General features: G+C 64.8%; 23 protein-coding genes. 14 read left to right on the top strand and 9 right to left on the bottom strand.

Annotation, left to right across the window (positions count from 1 at the left end):
* Positions 1 to 354: 354 nt before the first annotated feature.
* From H7J93_RS19640 to H7J93_RS19620, 5 genes are all read left to right on the top strand, one after another.
* The gene (locus tag H7J93_RS19640) at positions 355 to 1,656 is read left to right on the top strand and encodes a cytochrome P450 (protein ID WP_267307980.1); all 1,302 of its coding nucleotides are present in this window, start codon (positions 355 to 357) and stop codon (positions 1,654 to 1,656) included.
* Entirely contained in the window at positions 1,653 to 1,841 is a 189-nt protein-coding gene (locus tag H7J93_RS19635; protein ID WP_267307979.1) for a ferredoxin, read from the top strand. The genes H7J93_RS19640 and H7J93_RS19635 overlap by 4 nt, the downstream gene beginning before the upstream one ends.
* 28 nt (positions 1,842 to 1,869) lie before the next feature.
* Positions 1,870 to 3,600 carry an N-acyl-D-amino-acid deacylase family protein gene (locus H7J93_RS19630; protein ID WP_267307978.1) on the top strand — a complete coding sequence of 577 codons (1,731 nt, stop codon included), beginning with the start codon at positions 1,870 to 1,872 and terminating at the stop codon, positions 3,598 to 3,600.
* A gap of 262 nt (positions 3,601 to 3,862) precedes the next feature.
* Positions 3,863 to 4,993: a coiled-coil domain-containing protein gene (locus H7J93_RS19625; protein ID WP_267307986.1), complete on the top strand. Its 1,131-nt coding sequence runs from the start codon at positions 3,863 to 3,865 to the stop codon at positions 4,991 to 4,993.
* 156 nt (positions 4,994 to 5,149) lie between these two features.
* The gene (locus tag H7J93_RS19620; protein ID WP_267307977.1) at positions 5,150 to 6,370 is read left to right on the top strand and encodes an MFS transporter; all 1,221 of its coding nucleotides are present in this window, start codon (positions 5,150 to 5,152) and stop codon (positions 6,368 to 6,370) included.
* Positions 6,371 to 6,379: 9 nt separating this feature from the next.
* Here the strand turns inward: H7J93_RS19620 and H7J93_RS29290 are convergent, their stop codons facing one another.
* Entirely contained in the window at positions 6,380 to 7,489 is a 1,110-nt protein-coding gene (locus H7J93_RS29290; RefSeq protein ID WP_267307976.1) for a helix-turn-helix transcriptional regulator, read from the bottom strand.
* 75 nt (positions 7,490 to 7,564) lie between these two features.
* Between H7J93_RS29290 and H7J93_RS19610 the strand changes: the two genes are divergently transcribed.
* Positions 7,565 to 8,572 carry a methyltransferase gene (locus H7J93_RS19610; RefSeq protein ID WP_267307975.1) on the top strand — a complete coding sequence of 336 codons (1,008 nt, stop codon included), beginning with the start codon at positions 7,565 to 7,567 and terminating at the stop codon, positions 8,570 to 8,572.
* Positions 8,573 to 8,812: 240 nt separating this feature from the next.
* Here H7J93_RS19610 and H7J93_RS19605 read toward each other — a convergent pair whose 3' ends face one another.
* The 3 genes from H7J93_RS19605 to H7J93_RS19595 form a co-directional block, all read right to left on the bottom strand.
* Positions 8,813 to 9,469, bottom strand: coding sequence for a TetR/AcrR family transcriptional regulator (locus H7J93_RS19605; RefSeq protein ID WP_267307974.1), 657 nt, complete (start codon positions 9,467 to 9,469; stop codon positions 8,813 to 8,815).
* A 148-nt stretch (positions 9,470 to 9,617) separates the two neighbouring features.
* The gene (locus tag H7J93_RS19600) at positions 9,618 to 10,655 is read right to left on the bottom strand and encodes a zinc-dependent alcohol dehydrogenase family protein (protein WP_267307973.1); all 1,038 of its coding nucleotides are present in this window, start codon (positions 10,653 to 10,655) and stop codon (positions 9,618 to 9,620) included.
* 29 nt (positions 10,656 to 10,684) lie between these two features.
* Positions 10,685 to 11,167, bottom strand: coding sequence for a MarR family winged helix-turn-helix transcriptional regulator (locus H7J93_RS19595; protein WP_267307972.1), 483 nt, complete (start codon positions 11,165 to 11,167; stop codon positions 10,685 to 10,687).
* Between the two features lie 90 nt (positions 11,168 to 11,257).
* Between H7J93_RS19595 and H7J93_RS19590 the strand changes: the two genes are divergently transcribed.
* Positions 11,258 to 12,235 (top strand): NmrA/HSCARG family protein, encoded by a 978-nt coding sequence (locus tag H7J93_RS19590; RefSeq protein ID WP_267307971.1) that lies wholly within the window; start codon positions 11,258 to 11,260, stop codon positions 12,233 to 12,235.
* Between the two features lie 69 nt (positions 12,236 to 12,304).
* Here H7J93_RS19590 and H7J93_RS19585 read toward each other — a convergent pair whose 3' ends face one another.
* Positions 12,305 to 12,994 carry an HD domain-containing protein gene (locus H7J93_RS19585; RefSeq protein ID WP_267307970.1) on the bottom strand — a complete coding sequence of 230 codons (690 nt, stop codon included), beginning with the start codon at positions 12,992 to 12,994 and terminating at the stop codon, positions 12,305 to 12,307.
* Between the two features lie 192 nt (positions 12,995 to 13,186).
* Here H7J93_RS19585 and H7J93_RS19580 point away from each other — a divergent pair, with 192 nt between their 5' ends.
* From H7J93_RS19580 to H7J93_RS19560, 5 genes are all read left to right on the top strand, one after another.
* Positions 13,187 to 14,098, top strand: coding sequence for a haloalkane dehalogenase (locus H7J93_RS19580; protein WP_267307969.1), 912 nt, complete (start codon positions 13,187 to 13,189; stop codon positions 14,096 to 14,098).
* Positions 14,099 to 14,107: 9 nt separating this feature from the next.
* Positions 14,108 to 14,317 (top strand): zinc-ribbon domain-containing protein, encoded by a 210-nt coding sequence (locus H7J93_RS19575; RefSeq protein WP_372507953.1) that lies wholly within the window; start codon positions 14,108 to 14,110, stop codon positions 14,315 to 14,317.
* A gap of 115 nt (positions 14,318 to 14,432) precedes the next feature.
* Positions 14,433 to 15,569: a glycoside hydrolase 5 family protein gene (locus tag H7J93_RS19570; protein ID WP_267307968.1), complete on the top strand. Its 1,137-nt coding sequence runs from the start codon at positions 14,433 to 14,435 to the stop codon at positions 15,567 to 15,569.
* 117 nt (positions 15,570 to 15,686) lie between these two features.
* Positions 15,687 to 16,097, top strand: a complete 411-nt coding sequence (locus tag H7J93_RS19565; protein WP_267307967.1) for a YciI family protein — start codon at positions 15,687 to 15,689, stop codon at positions 16,095 to 16,097.
* Positions 16,097 to 17,263 carry an RNA polymerase sigma factor gene (locus tag H7J93_RS19560; protein WP_267307966.1) on the top strand — a complete coding sequence of 389 codons (1,167 nt, stop codon included), beginning with the start codon at positions 16,097 to 16,099 and terminating at the stop codon, positions 17,261 to 17,263. Before H7J93_RS19565 ends, H7J93_RS19560 begins: the two co-directional genes overlap by 1 nt.
* Here the strand turns inward: H7J93_RS19560 and H7J93_RS19555 are convergent.
* The 3 genes from H7J93_RS19555 to H7J93_RS19545 are packed head-to-tail and all read right to left on the bottom strand — an operon-like array spanning position 17,256 to position 19,531.
* Complete coding sequence (locus H7J93_RS19555) at positions 17,256 to 17,384, bottom strand: hypothetical protein (RefSeq protein ID WP_267307965.1); 129 nt, start codon at positions 17,382 to 17,384, stop codon at positions 17,256 to 17,258. The two genes, H7J93_RS19560 and H7J93_RS19555, sit on opposite strands and share 8 nt — an antisense overlap.
* A gap of 43 nt (positions 17,385 to 17,427) precedes the next feature.
* Entirely contained in the window at positions 17,428 to 18,774 is a 1,347-nt protein-coding gene (locus tag H7J93_RS19550) for an NAD(P)/FAD-dependent oxidoreductase (protein ID WP_267307964.1), read from the bottom strand.
* 55 nt (positions 18,775 to 18,829) lie between these two features.
* Positions 18,830 to 19,531 carry a TetR/AcrR family transcriptional regulator gene (locus H7J93_RS19545; RefSeq protein ID WP_267307963.1) on the bottom strand — a complete coding sequence of 234 codons (702 nt, stop codon included), beginning with the start codon at positions 19,529 to 19,531 and terminating at the stop codon, positions 18,830 to 18,832.
* Positions 19,532 to 19,750: 219 nt separating this feature from the next.
* On the opposite strand from H7J93_RS19545, the gene H7J93_RS19540 reads away from it, so the two are divergent.
* Positions 19,751 to 20,176: an MmpS family transport accessory protein gene (locus H7J93_RS19540; RefSeq protein ID WP_267307962.1), complete on the top strand. Its 426-nt coding sequence runs from the start codon at positions 19,751 to 19,753 to the stop codon at positions 20,174 to 20,176.
* Positions 20,173 to 23,079, top strand: a complete 2,907-nt coding sequence (locus H7J93_RS19535) for an MMPL/RND family transporter (RefSeq protein WP_267307961.1) — start codon at positions 20,173 to 20,175, stop codon at positions 23,077 to 23,079. Before H7J93_RS19540 ends, H7J93_RS19535 begins: the two co-directional genes overlap by 4 nt.
* Here the strand turns inward: H7J93_RS19535 and H7J93_RS19530 are convergent, their stop codons facing one another.
* Positions 23,080 to 24,108 (bottom strand): fused (3R)-hydroxyacyl-ACP dehydratase subunits HadA/HadB, encoded by a 1,029-nt coding sequence (locus H7J93_RS19530; RefSeq protein WP_267307960.1) that lies wholly within the window; start codon positions 24,106 to 24,108, stop codon positions 23,080 to 23,082.
* Positions 24,109 to 24,155: the final 47 nt, after the last annotated feature.

Raw genomic sequence — 24,155 nt, 5'->3', positions numbered from 1 at the left:
CCGGAGCGTGTCAGGAGAGGTCCACGTGCCACAACACACGGACCCCAAACAGGAATCAGTTACAGATCCCTTCCTGACACCTCCGGAGGCATTTGAGAAGGACCAACTCGATCTATATCAGCGCAGCAGGACACGAGCTGTAATACGAAAACTGGCAGGCAGACTATTGAGCTAGTGCAGTTCGCGTAATACTATCGATCGCGTCCGGTGCGTTTCGCAGTCCACCACATCAGGCGGGATGAACCATTGGCCATCGCAGAACGTGGCGAGCGGGAGAGGGCGTCGACCGCAAGCCACACACCGCGGACTACGGGTCGGCGAGCCCCAGGTCCAGGGGTTGCCCGGCTCGCGCTGATGGCCGCTCGTTCGCGAGATCCATTTCAACTGCTCACCGACTGCGTTGCGCGGTACGGCGACGTGTACACGTTGCCGCTCGGGGTGGGCGGGACGACTGTCGTCAACAATCCCGAGTTCGTCGGCAGCTGGTTGCTCGACTACAGCCGCTATCACAAAGGTGCCATGTCGCGGGCGTTGGTACCGGCGCTTGGCGAGAGCATCCCGGTGGCCGACGGCGAGCCGTGGCGGCGCAACCGCAAGGCACTCAACCCGGCCTTCTCGCGCCGAAACCTCAACGGAATCGCCCAGATTCTTCGCGATTCGGTGGAGGACGCCTTGTCACGCTGGGAGACGATCGCCGACAACGGCGACGAGGTCGACGTCTACCGCGAGCTTTCGATCCTGACGATGATGGCCGTTCAGCGGTCGATGTTCTCTTCATCGGTGTCCGACGACGGAATACCCGCATTGATCGACAAGTTCCGGGTGCAGACCGATTACATGGGTGGTCTGATGCTCACCTTCTGGGCGCCATCGTGGGTTCCTGTTCCGCATGCGCGCACAGGTAAGCAAGCCGTGAGAGCGATCCGTTCCCGCATCGAGGAGGCGGTCGCTGATCGACGGGCCAACCCCACCGACGCCCCCGATGTCCTCAACGCCCTCCTCAACATCGGCGCCGACGACGGTGATCCCCTCGAGCACGAAAACCTCGTCGATCAGTTGATGGGCCTGTGGTTCGGCGGATTCGATACGACAGCTTCTGCACTTGCGTGGACGGTGGCACTGCTCGCCCAGAATCCGGATGCGATGGAGGCCTTGCGCGCCGAGGCCGACGCCTATACCGGGGACTTCGCCTCGTTCAACGAGCTCACCCAAATGCAGTATGCCCGGGCCGCTTTCGATGAAGGGCAGCGCATCCAGGGTTCACTGCTGCTGACCCGGCAGGCCCTGGAGGAAGACGAAGTCGCCGGCTACCGCATACCGGCAGGCAGTCAGGTAGGCGTCAGCGCATACACCATCAACCGGCACCCCGCGTTCTGGGACCACCCCGAGCGGTACGACCCGATGCGTTGGCTCGACGAGCGCAAGGACAGTCAGCACCGATTCCAATGGGTGCAGTTCGGTGGCGGGCCTCGTCACTGCATCGGCGTCGGATTGGCCTATCTCGAGGCGCAGTTCGTGCTGACGAAGATCGCTCAGCGCTTCCACATCCAGCCCCGGCCCGGGTGGACGCCTCGCCACGCGTTTCATCTCAGCGTCGGGCTCAAAGGCGGCCTCCCCGGCCGAATCATCCGCCGTCGCAGGGGAGCTGCGGTGTGAAGCGCATCGTCATCGACGGAGACCTCTGCCAGGGATCACGAGAATGCGCTGGGATCGCGCCCGCCGCCGTTGATTTCGATGATGACGGGATTGCGGCGGCTACCGGTACCCTGCTGGCCGACGACGTAGCCAGCCAGATGGAGTCCTCATGTCCGAGCATGGCGATCACCGCCACGGACGCCTAGCCCAAGTAGGAACAACCAAGGAGTGACAGTGACCGGTAATGGCAACGAATACGACGTGATCATCAAGGGCGGCACGCTGATTAACGGCACACGCACCCCACGCAAGGTTGCCGACATCGGAATTCGGGACGGCAAGGTCGCCAAGGTGGGCGGTCTCGGCGGTGCCACCGCCACCCGCATCGTCGATGCGACCGGTCGCATCGTCGCTCCCGGCGTGATCGACGTCCACACCCACTACGACGGGGCAATCTTCTGGGATCCCTACTGCACCCCGTCGGGGTACCACGGGATGACGACTGCGGTTGTCTCGAACTGCGGCTTCGGGTTTGCCCCCTGCAGGCAGGACCACGCGGTGCAGGAGCGGTACATGGGCATGATGGAGACCACCGAACAGATCCCGACCGCCGCGTTGCGCGAGGCCTTACCGTTCACCTGGGAATCGTTTCCGGAGTGGCTCGAGGTCGTCAATGGGTTGGGCAAGGGTGTGAACGTCATGAGTTACATCCCGCTGAACTCGCTGATGATCTTCGTCATGGGCTCGCCGGAAGACGCTCGCGATCGCCTACCCACCGAAGCGGAACTCGCGGAGATGAAGCGATTGCTGCGGGAAGCCTTGGAGGCCGGCGCAATTGGATTCGCCTTCTCCAAACTGAATGAGTTCAATTCCCATAAGGACCACGGGAAGCCGATGCCTACCGACGCCGCGGATGAGTCGACGGCCTATGCGCTGGCCGAGGTACTGCGCGACATGGACTACGGCATCATCCAGGCCTTGGTCGACCTGCCCATGGCCATCGACAACAACCACATCGCCGAGCAGCTCGCACGCATCTCCGGACGGCCGGTCATCCAGAACATCATCGTGCCGTTCGACCACATTCCCGGCGAGATCGACCGGGTCCTGAACTGGCTCGATCACTGCGAAGAGCAAGGGCTCGACGTCTATTCGCAGGCTTTGGCGTTCCGTGCGTGGAACGAGAGTCGACTGCTGGACTGGAACACCTGGGACGTCGTACCCGAGTTCGCTGAATTCACCGAACTCGAAGAAGACATCGAGGCTCGCGTGCAAAAGGCGGCTGATCCTGCCTGGCGCGCGGCTCTGAAAGCGAAGTATTCGGTCGACCTCATGACTTCTGCGGGCGGTCCGCTGGAGCTGCTCAAGCTGATTTCGATGCCAGATATGAATGACCCGCGAATCGGCAAGACGTTCTCCGAGATCGCCGAGGAGGCCGGAGTCCACGTAATAGATGCGTTCTTCGACATCGCGGTCGAGTCCCGCTGCGAAATGGAATTCCGGACTGTGCAGGCGATGAGTCAGGACCCTGCGCTGTTCGAGAAGATGTACAAGCATCCGCGTGTCATCGCCGGTACGTCAGACGGCGGTGCGCACATCCGCTTCTTCTGCGGCGGCCACTTCTCGACCGACCTTCTGCAGTGGCTGGCGCTCCAGGAGAAGCGCTTCACGCTCGAGGAACTGCATCACAAGTTCAGCATGCTGCCGGCGCGCATTCTGAACCTGCCCGATCGGGGTGCACTGCTGCCCGGGTTCGCCGCAGACCTCATGATCTACGACCCGAATGAACTCGGCTACCCCGATCAGTACGAAGTCCTTCAGGATCTGCCGGGAGGGGAGTTCCGACGTGTGGTGAGGGCGTTCGGAATCGACCTCGTCATGGTGAACGGTGAGGTCACCTTCGAGAGCGGCATGAAGTCCACCGGCGCGACGCCGGGGCGCGTGCTCGTGTCGGCTGCGAGCTGACTGGACTTAGCTGACGTTGCCGCGGCCGAGGCCGGCGCCGCCGCCTTCAAGGCTCGAGTCGACGCCGGCGTCATCAATAAGAGGGATGGCGCGAGGCAGCCCGCCTGATACGAATCTTGGGACAAATCCCAGGTCGGCTCTCGGTGACGACGAGAATATTGACGGCCAATTAGACATCGTCGGCGCCAGTTCATAACCTGTGCGGGACATCCGTAGCCGGACCACGGTTTGGTCCCTGCAACGAAGGATCGTGACAAGCCGAATGGGTCGGGCGCGCCAGTCTCTTCGCCGAGCGGCGGGGGGATTTGCGGCGGGGATTCTCGTACTGGCGATGTCGATAGCGGGCGACGTCAGGGCTGACCCGGCGGCTGATGCGCTGGCCAAGCTCGATGAGTTGTCCCGCCAGGCGATCGAGACTCGAGAAGCCGTCACCGCCGCCCAGCGCGATGCCGAAGACAAACTAGCTGCTCAGAAAGCCGCCGAAGATCGCCATCGCGCCGACCTGGCAGCCCTCGACGCCGCCAATACTCAGCTCGCCTCCCGTCAAGCCGCAGCCGACAAGGTGGCGGTGATGACGTATATGAGCGGCCGCACCGGCCAGTTCGCGGCGGTGCTGACCGCAAGCTCCCCGCAACAGCTGATCGACCAGCTGGCACTCCAGCGCGTGATCACCGCTGAGGCAGCCGAGCAGATGAAGGCCTTTCACGCAGCGCGAGAGCGCGCCGCGGTCGCCGCCAAGACGTCGGAGACGTCGGCCGCAGACGCCCGCGCCGCTGCCGAGAAGTCCGCCGCGGTGCGCGCAGACCTGCAGGCGAAGTGGAAAGAACTGCTGCGCCAGATCACCGCCGCCGAGGCGCAGTACGCGGCGTTGACGCCCGCTCAGCAGGCCGTGGTCGACAACGCTGCCGCAGTCCCGCCGCCACCGCCGCCGGCGATGCCTCCCCCGGCAGATCCCATGCTCAACGCGATGCCCGCCCCACCGCCACCCGAGGTCGCCCCTCCCCCCGTGGCTGCTCTCATGGATATCCCAGGGGTCCCGGAGGCGTTGCCTGTCGGCGTCGCGCCAGAGGCCGGGCTTCAGCCCAACACCGTCCTCGCCGCCCGCGCGGTCAGCCAACGGTTCCCCCAGATCGCCGAGATCGGCGGTGTCCGGCCTGACTCGAAGCCGTGGCATCCGAACGGCCTGGCGATCGACATCATGATTCCCAACGCCGAAAGTCCCGAGGGCATCGCGCTCGGGAACCAGATCATGGAGTTCGCGCTGGCCAATGCGGGCCGGTTCGGGCTACAGGATGTGATCTGGCGTGGCACGTACTACACGCCGAGCGGTCCGGCTGGATCGGGTTACGGCCACTACGACCACGTGCACATCACCACCACACCCCGCCGCTGACCGGTGATCCCCCGGGCGAAAAAGTCGACCGGAAAACACCACGTCGCTGAGGCGAACTCCGTATTTTGCAGTGAGCACCACCCGGTGACCGCGGAGAACGGACTTTGTCATGACAGCGGCATCTCTTTTAGCCGACCAAGTGTGCGGCGCGAACAGATGAGCCAGGCCCAAGGTGAGCTGAGTGCTTTCGCGGCGCGGCGGATCATCGGCGTCCTGATACTGGTCGCACCGCTCGACCAGGTTGCCTTTGATCTCTACACCCCCGCGCTGCCCGAAATCGGTGAGCACTTCGCGGCGTCGAACGTCGTGGTGCAGAACACCGTCACCGCCTACATGCTGGGAATGGCGTTCGTCGTGTTACCCGCCGGAATGATCGCCGACGCCATCGGGCGCAAGCGCGTGCTGTTGACCGGACTCACAGTGATGACGTTGACGAGCATCGGCTGTGCGCTGACGGACAGCTTGTCGATGATGATCGGGCTGCGGTTCGTACAGGGCCTCGGCGCCGGAACGTGCATGTTGTTGGCGGCCGCCATGGCGGCGGACTGCTTCCGCGGCGCGAAGCTGGTGTCGGTCCTGGGCGTGCTCGGAGCGGCGTGGGGCGTAGCTCCCATACTCGCGCCCGCGGCCGGCGGGTTCATCACTCAATTTGCATCGTGGCGGGCGGTGTTCGTCGTGCTCGCGGCGTTGCTCGCAGCAATCGGGATCCTCGTCGCCGTGGCGTTGCCCGAAACGTTGCAACACGACCACCGATCGCCTATCAACTTGCGCGCCGCCGCAGGCGTCGTAAGACAAGCGTTGCGTAGCAGGTCCTTCGTGACCTTTGCGACGATGTTCGGTGTAGTCGCCGCGGCACAGACCATGTTCGCTGTCGTCGGGCCGTTTCTCTACCAGGTCGGTCTCGGATTCTCCTCTGGCACTTACGGTTTCATCGCCCTAGGGGTAGGCACGGCGAACTTCCTCGGCGCGGCGGCATGCGGGGCGTTGGCGCAGCGGACCACCACGGCTCGACTGGTGGTCGGAGGGTCCGTCGTTCTCGCGCTGGGCGGGGCGATCATGTTGGTTTCCGCAGAGTTCGTCGGCCTTTCCGCGCTGGCGATCACCGGCGGCGCGGCGATCGCAGCGCTGGCCATCGGAGTACTCGACCCGCTGAGCAAGGGGCTGGCGATGGGTGTGTTCACCCAGAACCTCGGACTCGTGTCGGGAATGGTCAGCGCGTTCTGCTACGTGTGGATCACGTTCGGGGCGGCTCTGATGGCTTGGCTGCCCGAGGCGTCGCAGGCGCCTCTCGGCTGGTTCTACGTCGCGGCCGCGGCGGGTCTGGTGGCGTTACTGATGATGACGGTTGGTCTCCGCAGTCCGTCCACTTCGGGATGAAGCTTTGACCTACAGACGCGGCGCGTAGTGGTCGAAGAATAAGCGGGCGACAAGTTCGCCTCGTGAGCTGGCACCGGTCTTGTCGAAGATCGACTTCAGGTGGTCTTGCACGGTGTAGGCGGAAAGATGAAGTCGGTTTCCGATATCGTTGGTGGCCCAGCCTTTTGCCACCAGTTCGGTGACGCGTCGTTCGCGGTCGGTAAGCCCGTAGGCGTCGGCGATCAGGGATGCGAGCTCCGGCGGTTGCGTGTCGTCGATCAGGACCGCGACCGGAGAGTCCGGGCCGTCGCCGAGCATCGATCCCCGCACGGTGAGCCAATTCCCTTGTGCCGTACGGACTCGCGCACGCGCAAACGTGTCGTAATCCGGCCCGTTGCTTTCGGCGCCGCTCCGGTAATCGCTGGCGATGCGCCGTGCCCGTGCGGCGACAGAGAGCACGGCAACCGGAAGCTCCGCGCCCGGTGACTCGCCGGGGGTGAGGTCGGCGAGCAGGCGCATGGCCCCTGCTGTGGTGGTATCGATCGTGTTGTCCGGGGCCAGGACAACGACCCCGGTCACACCCTCTACGTCCCTCGAGACGTCACCCAAGACTGCGGCGCGGCGCAGACCCTCGGCCAGGAGCGGAGCGAGCGATCCGAGGAAGCTGATCTCCGACTCTTCGAAAAAGGGTCGTCCGGCTTCGCGCGCCAAAGTGAGGGCGCCCCAGGTCCCTGTTGAGTCCGCGCAAATCACGCGTAGCTCGTCGCCGAAACCTATCGATCGGCAGAGCTCGCGATAGCGCACGCTCTTTTGAAGATGGCCTCTAGTTGCCTCGCTCAGACTGGCTGCGCGACGATCCTGCCGCGCGAGGGCCCGGAACTTGTTGAAGTCCGGTTCGCGTAGCTCGATCTCGATGAACCGTGGCCACGTCTCGAGAACGACGTCGTCACTGACGCCCCGACGTGCGTCGACGACTACGCTAGTGGGGAGAAGGGTCGCCGGATCGACGGTCACCAGGCCGACGGCGTCGAACGGGACGGCTCGCTCGAGAATCCGCGTCATGTCCCGGGCCAGGTGATTCACGTCGGCCGCCCGGTTTACGAGCCGGACGATGTCGTTGCGGGCGCGGGCCCTCCTCACTGCGGCCACGTTTCCACAACGATCCGCGGCGGGCGAGAGTTCAGTCCGGTGGGGCGGAATCCCCAGAAATCTGGGATGGATGTGAGCGCCGACCTGATGGACGGTGCGGGGTGGAGGCAACCGCCCATGCACAACGATGTCCGTACGCCGGCGCCCGAACCGGTGACGCCTGACGCGATCATGCAGCTCGGGGTCGCGTTCTGGGGTTCGAAGGCGCTGCTCAGCGCGGTCGAGTTGGGGTTGTTCGCGGTACTCAGCGACGGCCCGCTTGACGCCGGGCAGCTACGCGAGACGCTGGGGCTGCATCCACGTGGCGCAACGGATTTCCTCGATGCTCTCGTCGCGCTCGGGATGCTCGAGCGCAATGACGGACGCTACTCGAACACTCCCGAAACAGATCTCTTCCTCGACCCCGCGAAGCCGTCATACATGGGCGGTTTGCTGGAGATGGCGAACGCCCGCCTTTACCCGTTTTGGGGATCACTGACCGACGCGCTGCGGACCGGCAGACCGCAGAGCGAAGCGAAGACCGGAGGCGACTTCTTCGGGTCGGTGTATGCCGACCCGGACCGGCTGGCTCAATTCGCAGGCGCGATGAGCGGGCTCAGCGCCCACGCCGGCCGGGCGATCGCGGCGAAGTTTCCCTGGCGCGACTACGGCAGCGTGATCGACATCGGTTGCGCCGAGGGTGCCGTCCCGGTGACGATCGCGCAGGCGCATCCCCATCTGACCGGCGGTGGGTTTGACCTGCCTCCGATTGGGCCGATCTTCGACGCTTACGTCGCCCGGGCGGGGCTGGCCGACCGCCTGCACTTCACTCCAGGCGACTTTCTCGAAGGCCCGCTCCCGAGCGCCGACGTGCTCGTCATGGGTCACATCCTTCACGACTGGGATCTCGACGAGAAGCGCATGCTGCTCGGAAAGGCCTGCGCCGCGCTGCCCGACGGTGCCTGGGCATTCGCGGTGACGACCACGCCTGGATTCGAGACTGACGCCAGCGCGACGATGACGATCAGAATTCGTTTGATCCGCAGTGACACCGACGACACGGTGCGGGTTGTCATGAAACTCCCTACGGGATAGCCAGCGATTTCGACCCGCCCCAGCCTCCGACGCTCACGAGCGTCCAGTCCATCCCAGAATCCTGGGGTGCTGTGTCGGCCCCTTAGGGCATGCTGTAGCCGCCGCTGACCGAGATCATCTGACCTTTCACCTACCGCGCCGCCCGCGGGGAGGCGAACAATTGCGGCCACAAGACCCTCATTCGCCCCGGCTTTGAATACAGAATCAAAATTGGGGGGACCGATGAGCTAGCGTCTCGAATCATTGCCGCTTGCGGCGAGCCGGAGCGGCGACCGGACTCAGGCCGGCGCGGACGATGCTCTGAGCGTTGGCCACCACCTTGTCGACCGAGGCGCGTCGAGGATTCCACCACTCCGCCGACCAGTTGAGCGCGCCGAGAACCAGTGCCAGTGCGATGCGGGGGTCGAGGTCCGACCTCAGCTGTCCCTCGTCGGCGGCGTCGGTGAACAACTTCAGCCACAATGCGTTGTAGGCGTTGGCTTCCTTCTGCTGCCTGGTGCGCAGATGCTCCGGAGTCTGGCCGGAGTTGCGGATGGAGGCCGTGGCGTAGTCGGACAGCTCGAGTTCGTGGCGCAGATGTGCCTCTACCGCGGCCATGATCTTCTCGATCGGCTCGGTCCCGTCGGGCAGATTGTCGAGCGTCTCCAGGAGATGGCGACGCATATCGCCGATGCCCGCGAACATGACCTCTTCGATCAGGTCCTCACGCGAGGGAAAGTAGTAGTAGATGGCGGGTGCCTGCAGCCCGGCGTAGTCTGCGACGTCGGTCAATCTGGTTCCCGCGTAGCCCTTGATGCTCAAAACACGTGCTGCGGCATCGAGAATCCGTGCCCGTGTGCGCACGGATTTCGAATCCGATTCGGCCGGACTCTTTCTGCTGCGGCTGCCTGGGGCCATAGGTCAGATGCTAGTGACGAGACGTCGGATTGCGCCTTGTGTGACCAGGTGGGCGATTACGTAGCGCACTGGATCGCGAAGTAGCACTCGACGTCGTATCGGTCGAATAGCCGTAGCCGCCGTATATGCGCCTGCATTCAGGGAGTTCTCACCTGTCCATTTCGACGACCACCTTGCCGAACGGCCCTCGGTCGAGCTGGTCGAGGGCATCCGGGAGGTCGGTCATCGGGAAGCGCCGGTCGATGACGGGCTTCAGCCCTGTACGGTCTACCGCGTCGACGAGCTGTTCGAGCGCGCGTCGGTGCCCGGTTCCAATTCCCTGAATGATGATGTCCTTCAACATCAATGGCATCACCGGCGCACTGATCTCGAAACCTTCCAGCGCCCCGATCTGATGGATGGTGCCGCCGACGGCGGTCACCTCTGCAGCTGCGCCGAGGTGGGCTCCCCCGACGATCTCCAGAACATGGTCTGCGCCGTGGTCGACGGTGAGCGTGTAGATCGCCTCGACCCAGTCCGGCCGGGTGCGGTCCACGCCGTGATCTGCTCCCAGAGCCAGGGCCCGGCCGAGCTTCGCCGCACTGCCGGACACGATCACCTGCGCACCGTGCGCCTTGGCGATCTGGATACCGAACAGCGAGACGCCACCGGTGCCTTCGACCAGCACAATGTCACCGGCGCGCACGCGGCCCCGTTCGACGAGCGCGAACCACGCGGTGAGACCGGCGCAGGGCAGCGTGCTGGCCTCTGCCGCCGACAACGTCGCCGGCGCCCGCACGAACCACTCCTCGGAGAAGCACACGAACTCGGCCAGCACGCCGGGATAGAAGCCGCCGAGTGTGCGGTACGAGGGAGTGCGCGCATCGCCGCCGCGCCGGCCGTCGCGCCAGTCAGGGGTGAATGTCGAGATGACGTGGTCGCCGACCGCGAATCGGGTGACGCCATCGCCCACTGCGACCACCGTCCCGGAGAGATCTGATCCAGGGGTGAACGGGAACTGCAGCGGCAACCCGCGTCCGGTCTCGACGACCATTTTGTCGCGGTAGTTCAGCGATACCGCGGCCACCTCGACCACGACCTCGCCGTCGCCGGGTTGGGGTACCGCAACTTCTCGCAGCGCCAACCGATCCCGCCCGATGCCGTCCATTTCCCAGCGCCGCATCCGTTGTGTTCCGGCTCCGGTCATTCCTGCGGCAACGAGGACCGGGCGGCGGGTTATTCCGGGCGCTCACCCCGAAGCTGGGCCTCGACGGCGGCGAGGATGTCGTCGGAAGCCTCACGAAACAGTGCAAGTCGCTTCTTCCCGAGCACGTCGACGAAGAGCTCGCGGACCCGGGCGGCGTTGGCTGGGGCGGCCGCCTCGATGGCCGCGCGGCCTTCCGGGGTCAGCACGACGGACGGGAAGCGCGCATCACCACCCGGATCGACCTCGCGCCGGACAAGCCCGCGTTTCTCCATCCGGCTGAGGTGATGGGACAGCCGGCTCTTCTCCCACATCGTGGCGCGACCGAGCTCATAGGCACGCATTCGGCCCTGGGGAGATTCGGAGAGATTCACCAGGACCTCATAGTCGGCGCCCGACAGACCGAACTCGCGCTGCAGGCGTCGGGCCAGATGGCGTTCGAGGAGATGATGCATCTCGACGAAGCTGCGCCAGGCGGCCTGTTCGCCGTCGTCGAGCCCCTGCTTACCAGCCATGAATCCGAAGTCTAGCCACTCAAGTTGACATATCAACCAGAGGCGCTACCGTGGATTGGGTTGACATATCAACCTGAAGGGAGAATTGCGATGGTGACCAGGAAATTGATCGCGGTGACCGGGGCGACGGGCTCGCAGGGAGGTGGCCTCGTCAAGGCGATTCTCGAGGACGCCGAGGAGCGGTTCAGCGTGCGTGCGCTCACCCGCAATGCGCGCTCGACCGCCGCGCGCAGGCTCGCCGATGCGGGTGCAGAAGTGGTCGAGGCCGATCTCGACGACGGCCCCAGCGTCCGTAGTGCCTTCGAGGGGGTGCACGGCGCGTTCGTCGTCACCAACTACTGGGCCGAGCTGTCGGCGCAGGACGAGGCCCGGCGGACCCGGGCCGCCCGGGAACTCGACCAAGCCGATACCGCTGCGCTCGCAGCCAAGCAGGCAGGCGTCGAGCACGTCGTCTGGTCGACGTTGGAGGACACGCGCGACCACTTCGGCGCCGATGACCGCATACCCACCGTCGACGAGCGGTTCAAGGTGCCCCATTTCGACGCCAAGGCCGAGGCGGATGTTGTGTTCCGTGAATACGCCGTGCCGACAACGTTTTTACGCACCACCCTGTTCTTCGAGGGTTTCACCGGCGCGCTCGCGCCGGTGCGCAATGGCGATGGCAATCTCATTCTCACGGTGCCGATAGCCGACCAGCCGATGTCAGGTATCGCCGTCGAGGACATCGGTAGGACCGCACTGGAACTCTTCGCGCGCGGTGAGCAATTCATCGGCGCGACCGCGAGCATCGCAGGCGATCACCTGACCGGTGAGCAGTACGCGGCGGCGATGAGCGGTGCGCTGGGTGAGACGGTGACCTATGAACCCTTGGAGTGGGACACCTTCCGCGCGTTGGGATTCCCGGGTGCGGTCGAGATGGGCAACATGTTTCAGTACTACGCGGAGAACTCTGCGCGCTTCGTCGGTGCCCGCGAGCTGGCCAAGGTACGCGAGCTGAATCCCGCGCTGCAGTCGTTTCACGACTGGCTCGCGCTGCATGGCAACAAATTTCAGGTGCCGGCCCGCTAGTTATTCCGGGCGGGACCGTGTGCAACCGCGCACACGGTACGCACCTGAGCGGCTCATTCGTCGTTCGCGTCAAACCGCTGCGGCACGGGTTTGGGGGAACGCATCACCCCAGCCCGCGTTTGTCACCACGTCGGCGAAACTGGGTACGGGCGCGTCATTGACCAACTGGTGAACATGAGCGGGGAATGAAAACAGGGGAGCCTTCGACGGATTGGCCTGAGTGCCGCGAGCGATCGCTTCGGTGATCGCGAAGCCGAGGTTGTGTCTCGGCCAGGAAGCATGCACTCGATCAGCGAAACCTGATGGCAACCGGTCTTTCTGCGCGCCTACGACATCCAAGTCGATCCCGCTGTGGCAGACCGCGTGTTCGGTTCCGAAGCGGTGCCCCAAGCCAACGCTGGTGTGCAGCGCAATCGACTGCCACACCGTCGTCACTCGATCGCCGCTGAGCCCTTGCTCATGAAGGAACCGGGCTGCGGCATCTGCCCCTTCGACTTCGAATCGCTGGTCGCCACTGGCATATTCGGTGAGTCCGAGGTCATGGAGAATCGACGCGAGAAACACGACTTCTTCGTCGTAGTCGACGCCGCCGCGCAATCCGTCGGTGGCCGCCAACTCCCGAGCGAACAAATAGCCGCGGACGCAATGGTTGTGCAGGAAGACCGGCGAGACGTCTCGTGCCAGTTCCATCGCCGCCGAGCAGATCTTCGAGTCCGGTAAGCCCCATTGGACCGTGTCGATGATTAGTTGATCCGTCATGCCACCACGGTGCCCCGCCCGAAGCTCCTGCGCCAGTTCCTATATAGCCAACCAACGCCGAATTTAGGACATCGTGCGCGCTCGCGGCAACATCCCGTCGGTGCTTGGCCACCGCGTCTGTGTCGTGCGTACCTGGTCGTCGCTAGTTTCAAGGCAGCCGACCCACCACCCCAGTCCGATGAAGGAGTTCGTATGCCGGGAGCGAAGCCGTACGGCCATCTTCAGTTCAAGGAAGTACACGGAAAACGGATGGCCTTCATTGACGAGGGCGAGGGCGACACAATCTTGTTTCAGCACGGAAACCCGTCGTCGTCGTACCTGTGGCGCAACGTCATGCCGCATCTCGAGGGCCTCGGACGGTTGGTGGCCTGCGATCTGATCGGGATGGGTGCCTCAGACAAGCTCGACAACCCAGGGCCGGCCAGCTACCACTATCACCAGAACCGCCACTACCTGTTCGCGTTGTGGGATGCACTCGACCTCGGCGACAACGTGACACTCGTCCTGCACGATTGGGGCGGCGCCTTGGGCTTCGACTGGGCGAACCAACATCGCCACCGGGTTGCCGGCATCGCGCACATGGAGACCGTTGCCGTGCCGATGGAGTGGAACGACTTTCCCGACGAGGTCGCCCAGTTGTTTCGCGCGTTTCGCTCGTCGGAGGGAGAGGCGATGGTGCTGCGCGACAACGTGTTCGTCGAGGGTGTCTTGCCGTCTATCGTCCAACGTGAACTCAGCGACGAGGAGATGGAGTATTACGTCGCGCCGTTCCGCAACCCTGGCGAGGATCGACGGCCGACGTTGTCGTGGCCGCGCGACGTTCCACTAGCGGGTGAGCCGCCCGACGTCGTCGATGTGCTGGAGGAATTTCTACCGTGGGTGTCGAGCGGTCACGTGCCCAAGCTGTTCATTCGCGCCGACCCCGGGGTCATTCAGCGCGAGGGACGTGTACTCGACATCGTGCGCGGCTGGGAGAATCAGACCGAAGTCACCGTGCCCGGATCGCATTTCCTCCAGGAAGACAGCCCCGACGAGATCGGCACGGCCATCGCGTCGTTCGTGCGTGCCCTTCGCGGCACCCGTCGAAAATCTGACACTGCGTAATCTGATGGGGTGTTGTTCTTCATCTTCGGTTTCGGGACCAAGCAGAAGCCGCTCGGGGCGGGGGCGGTGCGGACGTGTCCGCGCTGCCACAACACCACACAATGGATGCGGATCCGTGAGTTCAGGCAGTTCACTCTCTTCTTCGTTCCGGTCGCGCGATGGAAACGTCGGCAGTTCGAGGTCTGTGGAATCTGCGGTACCGCGGTGGCCGCTGAGTAACATACGGTAGCCACGCCGACACTGCACGGCAGCCCGATAACGATTTGAAACCTGTTGTGTTGCAACATGTGACATGGCCGGCTGTGGAGCCGACCGCCGACCCTATTGTCACAAGGTGCACCGCAGAACCGCCCTGAAACTGCCGTTGTACCTGGCAGCGGCCGCGGCACTGAGCAAGATCCCCGTCGCATCCGCCGCGGAGGGTCGATGGTCGGCTGAGCGCGCCCACGCCTGGTACGAGGCTCAGGGCTGGCTGCTCGGCGCGAACTACGTCACCTCCAACGCCATCAACCAGCTCGAGATGTTCCAGGCGGGCACGTACGACCCGCGACGTATCGACGGAGAGCTCAGCGTGGCCAGGCGCATCGGTATGAACACCATGCGGGTGTTCTTGCATGATCAGCTGTGGGCCACCGACCGGGCGGGGTTCAGCAGTCGGCTCTCCGAGTTCGTGGCCATCGCCGCGCGCCATCACATCAAGCCGCTCTTCGTGCTGTTCGACTCGTGCTGGGATCCGCTTCCGAAGGCGGGCCAACAACGCGCGCCGATCAAGGGGGTGCACAACTCCGGCTGGGTGCAGAGCCCGGGCGCGCACCGGTTGAAGGACCCGGCCTACACCCGCGTGCTACAGAGCTATGTCACCGGGGTCGTGGGAATGTTCCGCAACGATCCTCGCGTCCTCGGTTGGGACGTCTGGAACGAGCCGGACAATCCGGCGCGCGATTACCGCAAGGTCGAATACCCGGGCAAGGTGGAGCTCGTCGAGGCGTTCCTACCGCACGTCTTCCAATGGGTGCGGGCCGTCAATCCCGTTCAACCGTTGACCAGCGGTGTGTGGCAGGGCCACTGGCGGGACCCGGCCGGCCGCAGTTCGATCGCCAGCCTGCAGCTTGAGCTTTCGGACGTGATCAGCTTCCACAGCTACGGCGATCCCGGCGAGTTCGAGGCCCGCATCGACGAGCTCACCCCGCTCGGACGGCCCATCATCTGCACCGAGTACCTGGCCCGACACCTTGGCAGCACCGTGGAGGGGATTCTTCCGGTCGCCAAGCGGCGCAACGTCGGTGCGTACAACTGGGGCTTCGTCGCCGGGCGGACCCAGACCTACTATCCGTGGGACTCGTGGCAGAAGCCGTACACCTCCCTCCCCGAGACATGGTTCAGCGATCTCATCCATCCCGACGGACGGGCCCACGACGACAACGAGATTCGCTTCATTCAGAAGCTCGCGGGAGTGGCTCGTCCAACCTGACCGGCGGTTTATCAACCGCAAATTTTCAAGCAGTTGTCGGTTGTCGAGAACACCGTGACGGCTCCGTCCCAGGGGTGAGCGATCAACAACGGTCGCCACACTGATAAGGAGGAAGTCATGCCCAAGTACCTGTTTCTCAAGCACTACCGGGGCGCGCCGGCATCGGTCAACGATGTGCCGATGGACCAGTGGACGCCCGACGAGGTCAGGGCCCACATCCAGTACATGCAGGACTTCGCCGATCGGCTCAGGGACAGCGGCGAGTACGTCGACAGCCAGGCATTGATGCCCGAGGGCGCGTGGGTGCGCTATGACGGTGAGGGCAAGCCACCCGTGACCGACGGGCCGTTCGCGGAGACCAAGGACTTGATCGCGGGCTACATGATCGTCGACGTCGACTCCTACGAACGTGCCGTCGAGCTGGCGGGGGAGTTGTCCGCGGCGCCAGGTGCCGGTGGCAAGCCGATCCACGAGTGGCTCGAAGTGCGACCGTTCATGAGCGGCGACCACCTTCCTCCTGCCGAGTGATGTCCGCCGACGCGGTCGACGAAGCGCAACTCCGGGACCTGATTCCCGGTGTCTTGGCCGCGCTCGTTCGCCGTGGGGCCGACTTCACGACCGCCGAGGATGCGGTGCAGGAGGCGCTGATCCGGGCCTGGGAGGCATGGATGACGGGGTCCGCTGAACCACCCGACGACCCCAAGGGCTGGCTGATCACCACAGCGTGGCGGCGCTTCCTCGACCTCACTCGTTCCGATATTTCGCGCCACCTTCGTGAAGAGAAGGTGCTCAACGAGCCGCCGCCCGGGCCGGTCGAATCCACCGACGACACCCTCGAGCTCTACTTCCTGTGCGCACATCCGAGCCTCACGCCGTCGTCGGCCATAGCGCTGACGCTGCGCGCCGTCGGGGGTCTGACCACTCGACAGATCGCGCAGGCCTACCTCGTGCCCGAAGCGACGATGGCACAACGGATCAGCCGGGCCAAGCGGACCGTCAGTGAGGTCCGGCTCAATCGTCCCGGCGACCTGCGCACGGTGTTGAAGGTGCTGTACCTGATCTTCAACGAGGGGTACAGCGGCGACGTCGATCTCGCCGAAGAAGCGCTCCGGCTGGCCCGCCAGCTGGCCGGGATGACCGACGACGAAGAGGTCGCGGGCCTGCTCGCGCTGTTCCTGCTGCACCATGCGCGGCGGCCGGCCCGCACGCGCGCCGACGGCAGCCTCGTGCCGCTGGCCGAGCAGGACCGGACGTTGTGGCGCCGAGACCTGATTGCCGAAGGCGTCGCGGTGCTGCAGGCCGCGCTCGCTCGCGACCGGCTCGGCGAGTACCAGGCGCAGGCCGCGATCGCGGCCCTGCATGCCGATGCGCAGAGCGCCGGCGAGACCGACTGGGTGCAGATCGTCGAGTGGTACGACGAGCTCGTCGCGCTCACCGACAGCCCGGTGGTACGGCTCAACCGTGCCGTCGCCGCCGGAGAGGCCGACGGGCCGCAGGCCGGGCTGGCGGCGCTCGCCGAGCTCGACCCGACGCTGCCGCGTTACACCGCCGCGCTCGGCTACCTACGTGAGAAGGCAGGCGAATTCGACACGGCCGCAGATCTTTACACGCAGGCCGCCGCGCAGGCACACACCGTAGCCGAACGCAACCACCTCACCATGAAGGCGGCCACGCTACGTCACAGAATCACGTAGCCGAGGGCTTCTCGACTTCGTCCTCGGGTAAGGGAAGCGCCTCAGCGCCAGGTGTGGCGGGCGCCAGGACGTCCTCGTCCTTGACGGGTTCGGACGCGGCGTTCTCATCGGGTGTGGTCATGTCTGCTCCCGTACCCCGACCCGGTGCGTCGTAACCGGAACGGTCACTGGTCAGCGGAGCGATTCCCCTGATGCACCGGCGATTCCCAGGTGTAGGGCTCCTCGGGATGGCCCGATCCGCCGAGGATGAAGGAGCGGTCGCTCCGGTTGGCCCGTGCGATCGTCGCCAACCACGTTCCGACCGTGCTGAACCGGTTGCGTACGCCGGTGAGGAACGCGATGTGGATGAACCCCCAGCCGAGCCAGCCGAGGACGCCGCTCATCTTTATCGGCCCGACCTGCACCACGGCGTGGCCTCGGCTGATGTACGCCGCCGAGCCGAGGTCGCGATAGCGAAAGGTCTTGCGCCCGCGTGCATCGAGATCCCGCCGGATGCACGCCGCGACGTGGAGTCCGCCCTGCATGGCATTCTCGGCCACGCCCGGTAGGCCGTCGCGGCCTGCCAGGTCGCCGATGACGAACACCTCGGGGTGCCCGACCACCGACAGATCGACATTCACGGAAATACGCCCCGACCGGTCGGTGTCGGCGCCCAACGCTTCCGCGGCATGTCGCGCGAAGGGCACCGCCTCGACTCCCGCTGTCCAGAGCACTGTGCGCGTGGCGTAATCCTTGCTGGGGCCACCGTCTTTCGGGCTCACCGTTACGCCGTCGCGCCGGACGTCGGAGACGTGCACACCGAGGTGCAACTCGACACCCAACTCCTCGAGTACGCGCGTCGCCCGGTCGGTGAGTGCCGGGGGGAAGCTCTTGAGCACACGGTCGCCACCGTCGAACAGCAGCACCCGGGCTTCTTCGGGTTCGATACTGTGAAACTCGTTGGCCAGCGATCGGGTCGCGAGTTCCCTTATCTGCCCCGCTAATTCGACGCCTGTAGGCCCAGCGCCCGCGACGGCGAAGGTGAGCCACTGATCACGCTCCGGACCGGCGGGCAACGACTCGGCGATCTCGAAGGCCGCGAACACGCGCCGCCGAATGCTGAGCGCATCGTCGAGCGTCTTCATCCCGGGTGCCCAGGCGGCGAATTCCTCGTTGCCGAAATATGACTGTCGCATCCCGGCCGCGATGACGAGGTAGTCGTAGTCGAGGTCGAACTTCGATTCGTCGGGGCGACGGGCCGTGACGCGTCGGGTATCGGGGTCGAGCCGGATGGCCTCACCGAGCAGCGTCTGGACATTGCGGTGGCGCTCGAGTTCTTCACGTAGCGACCGGCTGATCTGGCCGATGCTCAACGTCCCCGTCGCGCATTGGTACAGCAGCGGCTGAAACACGTGGCAGGCGGTGCGGTCGAGCAGCGTCACGTCCACGTCCACCCGGCCGAGTCGGCGGGCGCAAAACAACCCGCCGAAGCCCCCGCCGATGACGAGCACCTTGGGACGACCGCCGGTCATCTCGAGTCAGCCCCCGGACGAGTCTCCATGGCTAAGCCGTACCCGCTGCGGCGACTTAATCCACCTGGTTATCCGCTGACGGCCTGGCCCGGCTGCATGGGCCCGCCGGTTCCCAGGTGTTCATGGCGATCTCGAGCTCATCGGAGTCCAGGGCGGCCACCGGGAGCGGATCCTGGTCATTGCGTTGGCGCATGCCGTCGAGCAGGAGGCCGACGTAACGTCGCCACAGGCTGCTGCCGACGTGGCCGGCGAACTCGCTGACAGTGCCGGACAGCAGGCCGCAGATCGGCATGTCGGTGGATGACAGATCGGCACGGAGGTGGCCGTCGGCCTGGGCGCGCTCGACGAGCTGACCCTGGAGGGGCTTCAGTCGTTCTTGCGCGGCCCGAACCCGCTCGCCGCCGTAGGCCTTGCTGAACGCGATCTCGCGCAGCCCGCGATCGGTGGCCGTCATCTCACACATCCGCTCCATGTACCAGGCGAAGGCCTGCCATGAATCCGGCTGGCGCAGAGCTTCTTCCGCAAGGTCGGCGAGCTGGTGCATGGCGTCTTCGAAGAGCGCCTCGAGCAACTCATCCTTGGTCGAGAACCTGCGGTAGATGGTGCCGACGCCGACGCCGGCATGGTGGGCGATGTCGTTGAGATGCGGTTCCAGGCCCCTCGTCGCGAACAGATCACGCGCGGCCGCGAGGATGCGTTGCCGGTTGCGCTCGGCATCCTTTCGCAGCGGGCGGTCCGCTTCGGTCGAGGTGTCCATCGCGCCGAGTGTAATCAAGACAACAACAGAAGTGGATTGAAGTCATCCACTCGGATTGATCCTATCCGCTTACTTCGTTAGGTTATCTCTCTAGACCGTGCTCGGCCACCACTTCCGCTTGCCGATCTCAACGCCGAAAGGCCACGCGATGACCGTTGTCAACGACTGCCGCCCTGCTCCATCGCTGCAGCTGGCAACCGATATTTGCGGGCAGAGGCGATGACCCGGGTGCTTCGGAGGGCGTGGCTGCCGATCCTGATCGTGGTTGCAGTCGCGGCGGGTGCCCTCGCGGTCAGCCAGCTTCGCTCGGTCTTCGGTGCGCACCCGGTGGTTGTCACGCCGATCGGGGCGGGCACCGCCGAGGACACCAGCCCGAAGGTGGTCGTCTACGAGGTGTTCGGGTCGGGCAACTCCGCCGTCATCAACTACATGGATCTCAACGGCAAGCCGCAGCGCGCGCCGGACGTCGCGCTGCCCTGGTCGATCTCGCTGGAGACAACCGCGGCGGCCGCGTCGGTCAGCCTGCTGGCGCAGGGCGACGGGAACAGCATCACCTGCCGGGTCACCGTCGACGGCGAGGTCAAGGATGAGAGGACCGCAACCGGCGTGAATGCCGAAACCTACTGCTTGGTGAAGTCGGCATGAGCGCCACCGTCGACGACCCAACCGACGTCAACACCGACGCCCTTCCGGTCGCCCGGCACCGCGCTCAGCCGCGGCTGCCGCGCCTGATCCGGAAGTTGGCCGTGCCGATCATCGTGGCCTGGATCGCGATCATCGCCCTGATGAACACCGTGGTTCCACCGCTCGACGACGTCGGCAAGATGCGCGCGGTGTCGATGAGCCCGTCGGACTCGCCGTCGATGATCGCGACCAAACGCGTCGGCAAGGTGTTCCAGGAGTACGACACCTCGAGCTCGGTGATGATCGTCCTCGAGGGCGACGAGCCCCTCGGCGCCGAGGCGCACCGCTTCTACGACGACATGGTGGGGCGGCTGCGCGCCGACACCAAACATGTGCAGCACGTCCAGGACTTCTGGGGCGACTCGCTGACCGAAGCCGGTGCGCAGAGCGTGGACGGCAAGGCCGCGTACGTCCAGGTCTACATCTCCGGCGACCAGGGCGAAGCGCTGGCCAACGAATCGGTGAAGACAGTGCGCGAGATCGCCTCGGGCGCAGACGCTCCCGAGGGACTCCAGGTGTTCGTGACCGGTCCGTCGGCACTCAGTGCCGATCTGACCGTCGTCGGCGACAAGAGCATGAAGACCATCGAGCTCTTCACCTTCGCCGTCATCGTGATCATGCTGCTGATCGTCTATCGATCCGTGGTGACCACGGCGATCGTGATGACGATGGTGGCACTGGGGTTGTTCTCGGCCCGCGGCATCATCGCGGTGCTGGGGTATCACGACGTCTTCGGGCTCACCACGTTCGCGATCAACATGGTGGTGACGATGGCGATCGCCGCGGCCACCGACTACGCCATCTTCCTGATTGGCCGATATCACGAAGCGCGCCGAAACGGCGAGGACCGGGAAACCGCGTACTACACGATGTTCCGCGGAACGGCGCATGTGGTGCTGGCCTCCGGCATGACGATCGCCGGCGCCAGCCTGTGCCTGTACTTCACCCGCCTTCCGTACTTCCAGACGTTGGGCCTGCCGCTGTCGATCGGTATGACGATGGTGGTCGCCGCGGCGCTGACCCTCGGCCCCGCGATCATCACGGTGTGCAGCCGCTTCGGGAAGGTGCTGGAACCCAAGCGGATGGGACAGTCCCGGCTGTGGCACAAGGTCGGCACCGCCACGGTGCGCTGGCCGGGCGCGATCCTCGTGTTCGCCATCACGGTGGCGCTGATCGGGCTGCTCGCTCTGCCGGGGTACCACACCGCCTACAACGACCGGGATTACCTGCCCGACGATGTCCCGGCCAATATCGGATACGCCGCTGCGGACCGGCATTTCACGCAGGCCAAGATGAACCCGGATCTGATGCTGATCGAGACCGACCACGATCTGCGTAACCCGGCGGACTTCCTCGTCATCGACAAGATCGCCAAAGCCCTTGTCCGCGTGCACGGTATCGCCCAGGTCCAGACGATCACGCGCCCGGACGGCAAACCGATCGAGCATTCCACGATCCCGTACACGCTCGCCCAGAGCGGCACCGGCCAGATCATGAACAACGACTACATGCAGCGGAATCTGGACAACCTGCTCAAACAGGCCGACGACCTCCAGGTCAGCATCGACGCGATGACCGAGATGATGAGCATCCAAGGCGATCTGGCCGAGGTGTCACAACGGATGGCCGACAAGATGGCCAACACCTCCGACCACATGGGTGAGGTGCGAGACCACCTGGCGGACTTCGACGATTTCTTCCGGCCGATACGCAACTACTTCTACTGGGAGCCGCACTGCTCCAACATTCCGGTCTGCTGGTCCATGCGGTCGGTCTTCGAAAGCCTCGACGGCATCAATGTCATGTCCGACGACTTCAAAGACATGGTCCCCGACATGCAGCGCATGGCCGAGCTGATGCCGCAGATGGTTGCCGTGATGCCTGCGCAGATTCAGACGATGAAGAACCAGAAGCAGATCATCCTGAACCAGTACCAGATCCAGAAGGCCCAGCAGGATCTGAACATGGCCCAGCAGGAGGATTCGACGGCGATGGGGGATGCCTTCGACGCGTCCCTCAACGACGATTCGTTCTATCTCCCCCCGGAGGCGTTCACCAACGCCGACTTCCTCAGCGGCATCAAGCTTTTCATCTCCCCTGATGGTCACGCGGTGCGGTTCACTATCATCCACCAGGGCGATCCGCTTACCCCGGAAGGCATCTCGCGCATCGAACCGCTGAAGGTCGCGGCCGCCGACGCCATCAAGGGCACTCCGCTCGAGGGTTCGACGATCTATCTGGGCGGCAGCGCGGCCACCTACAACGACCTGCAAACCGGTGCGAACTACGACCTGCTGATCGCGGCGGTGGCGGCGCTGATTCTGATTTTCCTGATCATGACCATCCTCACCAGGGCGGTGGCGGCCGCAGCCGTGATCGTCGGCACCGTCGTGCTGAGCCTGGCTGCCTCGTTCGGCCTGTCAGTGTTGTTGTGGCAGCACATCATCGGCATCCCGCTGCACTGGATGGTGATGCCGATGGCGGTCATCGTGCTGCTGGCCGTCGGCGCGGACTACAACCTGCTGCTGGTCTCCCGGATGAAGGAGGAGATCCACGCCGGCCTGAAGACCGGAACCATCCGCGCGATGGTCGGCACCGGCTCCGTCGTCACCGCCGCGGGTCTGGTGTTCGCGTTCACGATGATGTCGATGGGCGTGAGCAAGCTGATCACCATCGGTCAGGTCGGTACCACCATCGGCCTCGGTCTGCTGTTCGACACCTTGGTGGTGCGCTCGCTGATGACCCCGTCGGTGGCCACCCTGCTGGGCCGGTGGTTCTGGTGGCCGAAGTGGGTGCGGCCGCGGCCGGTCCCCAGCCCGTGGCCGAAGCCGATCCAGCGGGAACCCGAGCAGGTACTCGTCTAATCAGCTGAAGCGGACGTTCAGCGTTGCCATGCCGAAGATCTTCTTACCGGCGGACTTCGCGGCGACGACCACGACACCGGTGCGGGTCTCCGGGTCGAGCGACTTCACGCGACCGCTGAACTCGATGTCGGCGCCCTCTTTGGCCGGCACGATCGCGGGCTGGGACAGCCGCACGGTGTAGCGGGTGACCGCACCGGGGTCGCCCAGCCACGTCGACGCGTACCCGGCCCCCAAACCCATGGTGAGCATTCCGTGGGCGATCACATCGGGTAGCCCGGCCACCTTGGCGATGGTCTCGTCCCAGTGGATCGGGTTGGCGTCACCGGCCACGCCCGCATAGTTCACCAGGTCACCGCGGGACAGCCGGGTGTGATGCACCGGTAGCTCGTAGCCGATCTGCACGTCGTCGAAGGACGGCGTCCCCGGCGTGCGGGCCATTCCACCGTCGGAGATGCGAAGCTCACCAGCGGGGCGAACTTCCTTCACATAGTTGCCATCGGCGCCGACGTCAAAAATGTTGATGTCGTGCATCATCGCGTTCTGGACGGCAACCTTGACCTCCGCACTGATGTCTTCGGAGGTCACGCCGACGACGGTGGTGTGCAGGGTGTGCACCACCTCGCCGGCGGTGTCGGTGAAGGTGTTGGTGACGGTGATGAAATCTCGGCCTGCGGTCCTGCGCACCGACGTCAGCTCGACGGCGACGGTCAATTCATCGCCCGCCACGATCGGGCGGTGCTGCTCGAATACCTCTTCTGTCTGCAGGTAGGTGTCGTAACCGACGACGATCTGCTCGAACATCCGGCGGTTGCAGCTCATACCCGGTGTCGAGGTGAACGTCAGCGGCGCGATGACGTCCGAGTAGCCCAGTTCAGCGGCGGCGGCGACATCCCAGTGCACAGGGTTGTAGTCCTGCACGGCACGCGCATACTCGCGCAGCTTCTCGCGGCCCACCAGGTAGGTGCCGTCCATCTGGTAGTAGTGGCCGACCCGTTCTTCGAGTAACGAGGAATCTGCTGGTGCAGTCATGAAAGTTCTCAACTTTTCTACCGGCCTGTTCACTGAGGCCGACGAGT

It is taken from the genome of Mycobacterium barrassiae (assembly GCF_025822765.1).
Taxonomy (GTDB): domain Bacteria; phylum Actinomycetota; class Actinomycetes; order Mycobacteriales; family Mycobacteriaceae; genus Mycobacterium; species Mycobacterium barrassiae.
This window is presented reverse-complemented; position numbering and strand designations above follow the sequence as displayed.

Bases quoted from the DNA above. Each gene is read 5' to 3' on its own strand.
- H7J93_RS19580 (WP_267307969.1), top strand. From the start codon at position 13,187: ATGCCGGGAGCGAAGCCGTACGGCCATCTTCAGTTCAAGGAAGTACAC.
- H7J93_RS19640 (WP_267307980.1), top strand. From the start codon at position 355: ATGGCCGCTCGTTCGCGAGATCCATTTCAACTGCTCACCGACTGCGTT.
- H7J93_RS19530 (WP_267307960.1), bottom strand. From the start codon at position 24,108: ATGACTGCACCAGCAGATTCCTCGTTACTCGAAGAACGGGTCGGCCAC.
- H7J93_RS19565 (WP_267307967.1), top strand. From the start codon at position 15,687: ATGCCCAAGTACCTGTTTCTCAAGCACTACCGGGGCGCGCCGGCATCG.
- H7J93_RS19625 (WP_267307986.1), top strand. From the start codon at position 3,863: ATGGGTCGGGCGCGCCAGTCTCTTCGCCGAGCGGCGGGGGGATTTGCG.
- H7J93_RS19550 (WP_267307964.1), bottom strand. From the start codon at position 18,774: ATGACCGGCGGTCGTCCCAAGGTGCTCGTCATCGGCGGGGGCTTCGGC.
- H7J93_RS19545 (WP_267307963.1), bottom strand. From the start codon at position 19,531: ATGGACACCTCGACCGAAGCGGACCGCCCGCTGCGAAAGGATGCCGAG.
- H7J93_RS19585 (WP_267307970.1), bottom strand. From the start codon at position 12,994: ATGACGGATCAACTAATCATCGACACGGTCCAATGGGGCTTACCGGAC.
- H7J93_RS19605 (WP_267307974.1), bottom strand. From the start codon at position 9,469: ATGGCCCCAGGCAGCCGCAGCAGAAAGAGTCCGGCCGAATCGGATTCG.
- H7J93_RS19560 (WP_267307966.1), top strand. From the start codon at position 16,097: ATGTCCGCCGACGCGGTCGACGAAGCGCAACTCCGGGACCTGATTCCC.
- H7J93_RS19610 (WP_267307975.1), top strand. From the start codon at position 7,565: ATGGATGTGAGCGCCGACCTGATGGACGGTGCGGGGTGGAGGCAACCG.
- H7J93_RS19595 (WP_267307972.1), bottom strand. From the start codon at position 11,167: ATGGCTGGTAAGCAGGGGCTCGACGACGGCGAACAGGCCGCCTGGCGC.
- H7J93_RS19620 (WP_267307977.1), top strand. From the start codon at position 5,150: ATGAGCCAGGCCCAAGGTGAGCTGAGTGCTTTCGCGGCGCGGCGGATC.
- H7J93_RS19555 (WP_267307965.1), bottom strand. From the start codon at position 17,384: ATGACCACACCCGATGAGAACGCCGCGTCCGAACCCGTCAAGGACGAG.
- H7J93_RS19590 (WP_267307971.1), top strand. From the start codon at position 11,258: ATGGTGACCAGGAAATTGATCGCGGTGACCGGGGCGACGGGCTCGCAG.
- H7J93_RS19600 (WP_267307973.1), bottom strand. From the start codon at position 10,655: ATGACCGGAGCCGGAACACAACGGATGCGGCGCTGGGAAATGGACGGC.
- H7J93_RS19535 (WP_267307961.1), top strand. From the start codon at position 20,173: ATGAGCGCCACCGTCGACGACCCAACCGACGTCAACACCGACGCCCTT.
- H7J93_RS19540 (WP_267307962.1), top strand. From the start codon at position 19,751: ATGACCCGGGTGCTTCGGAGGGCGTGGCTGCCGATCCTGATCGTGGTT.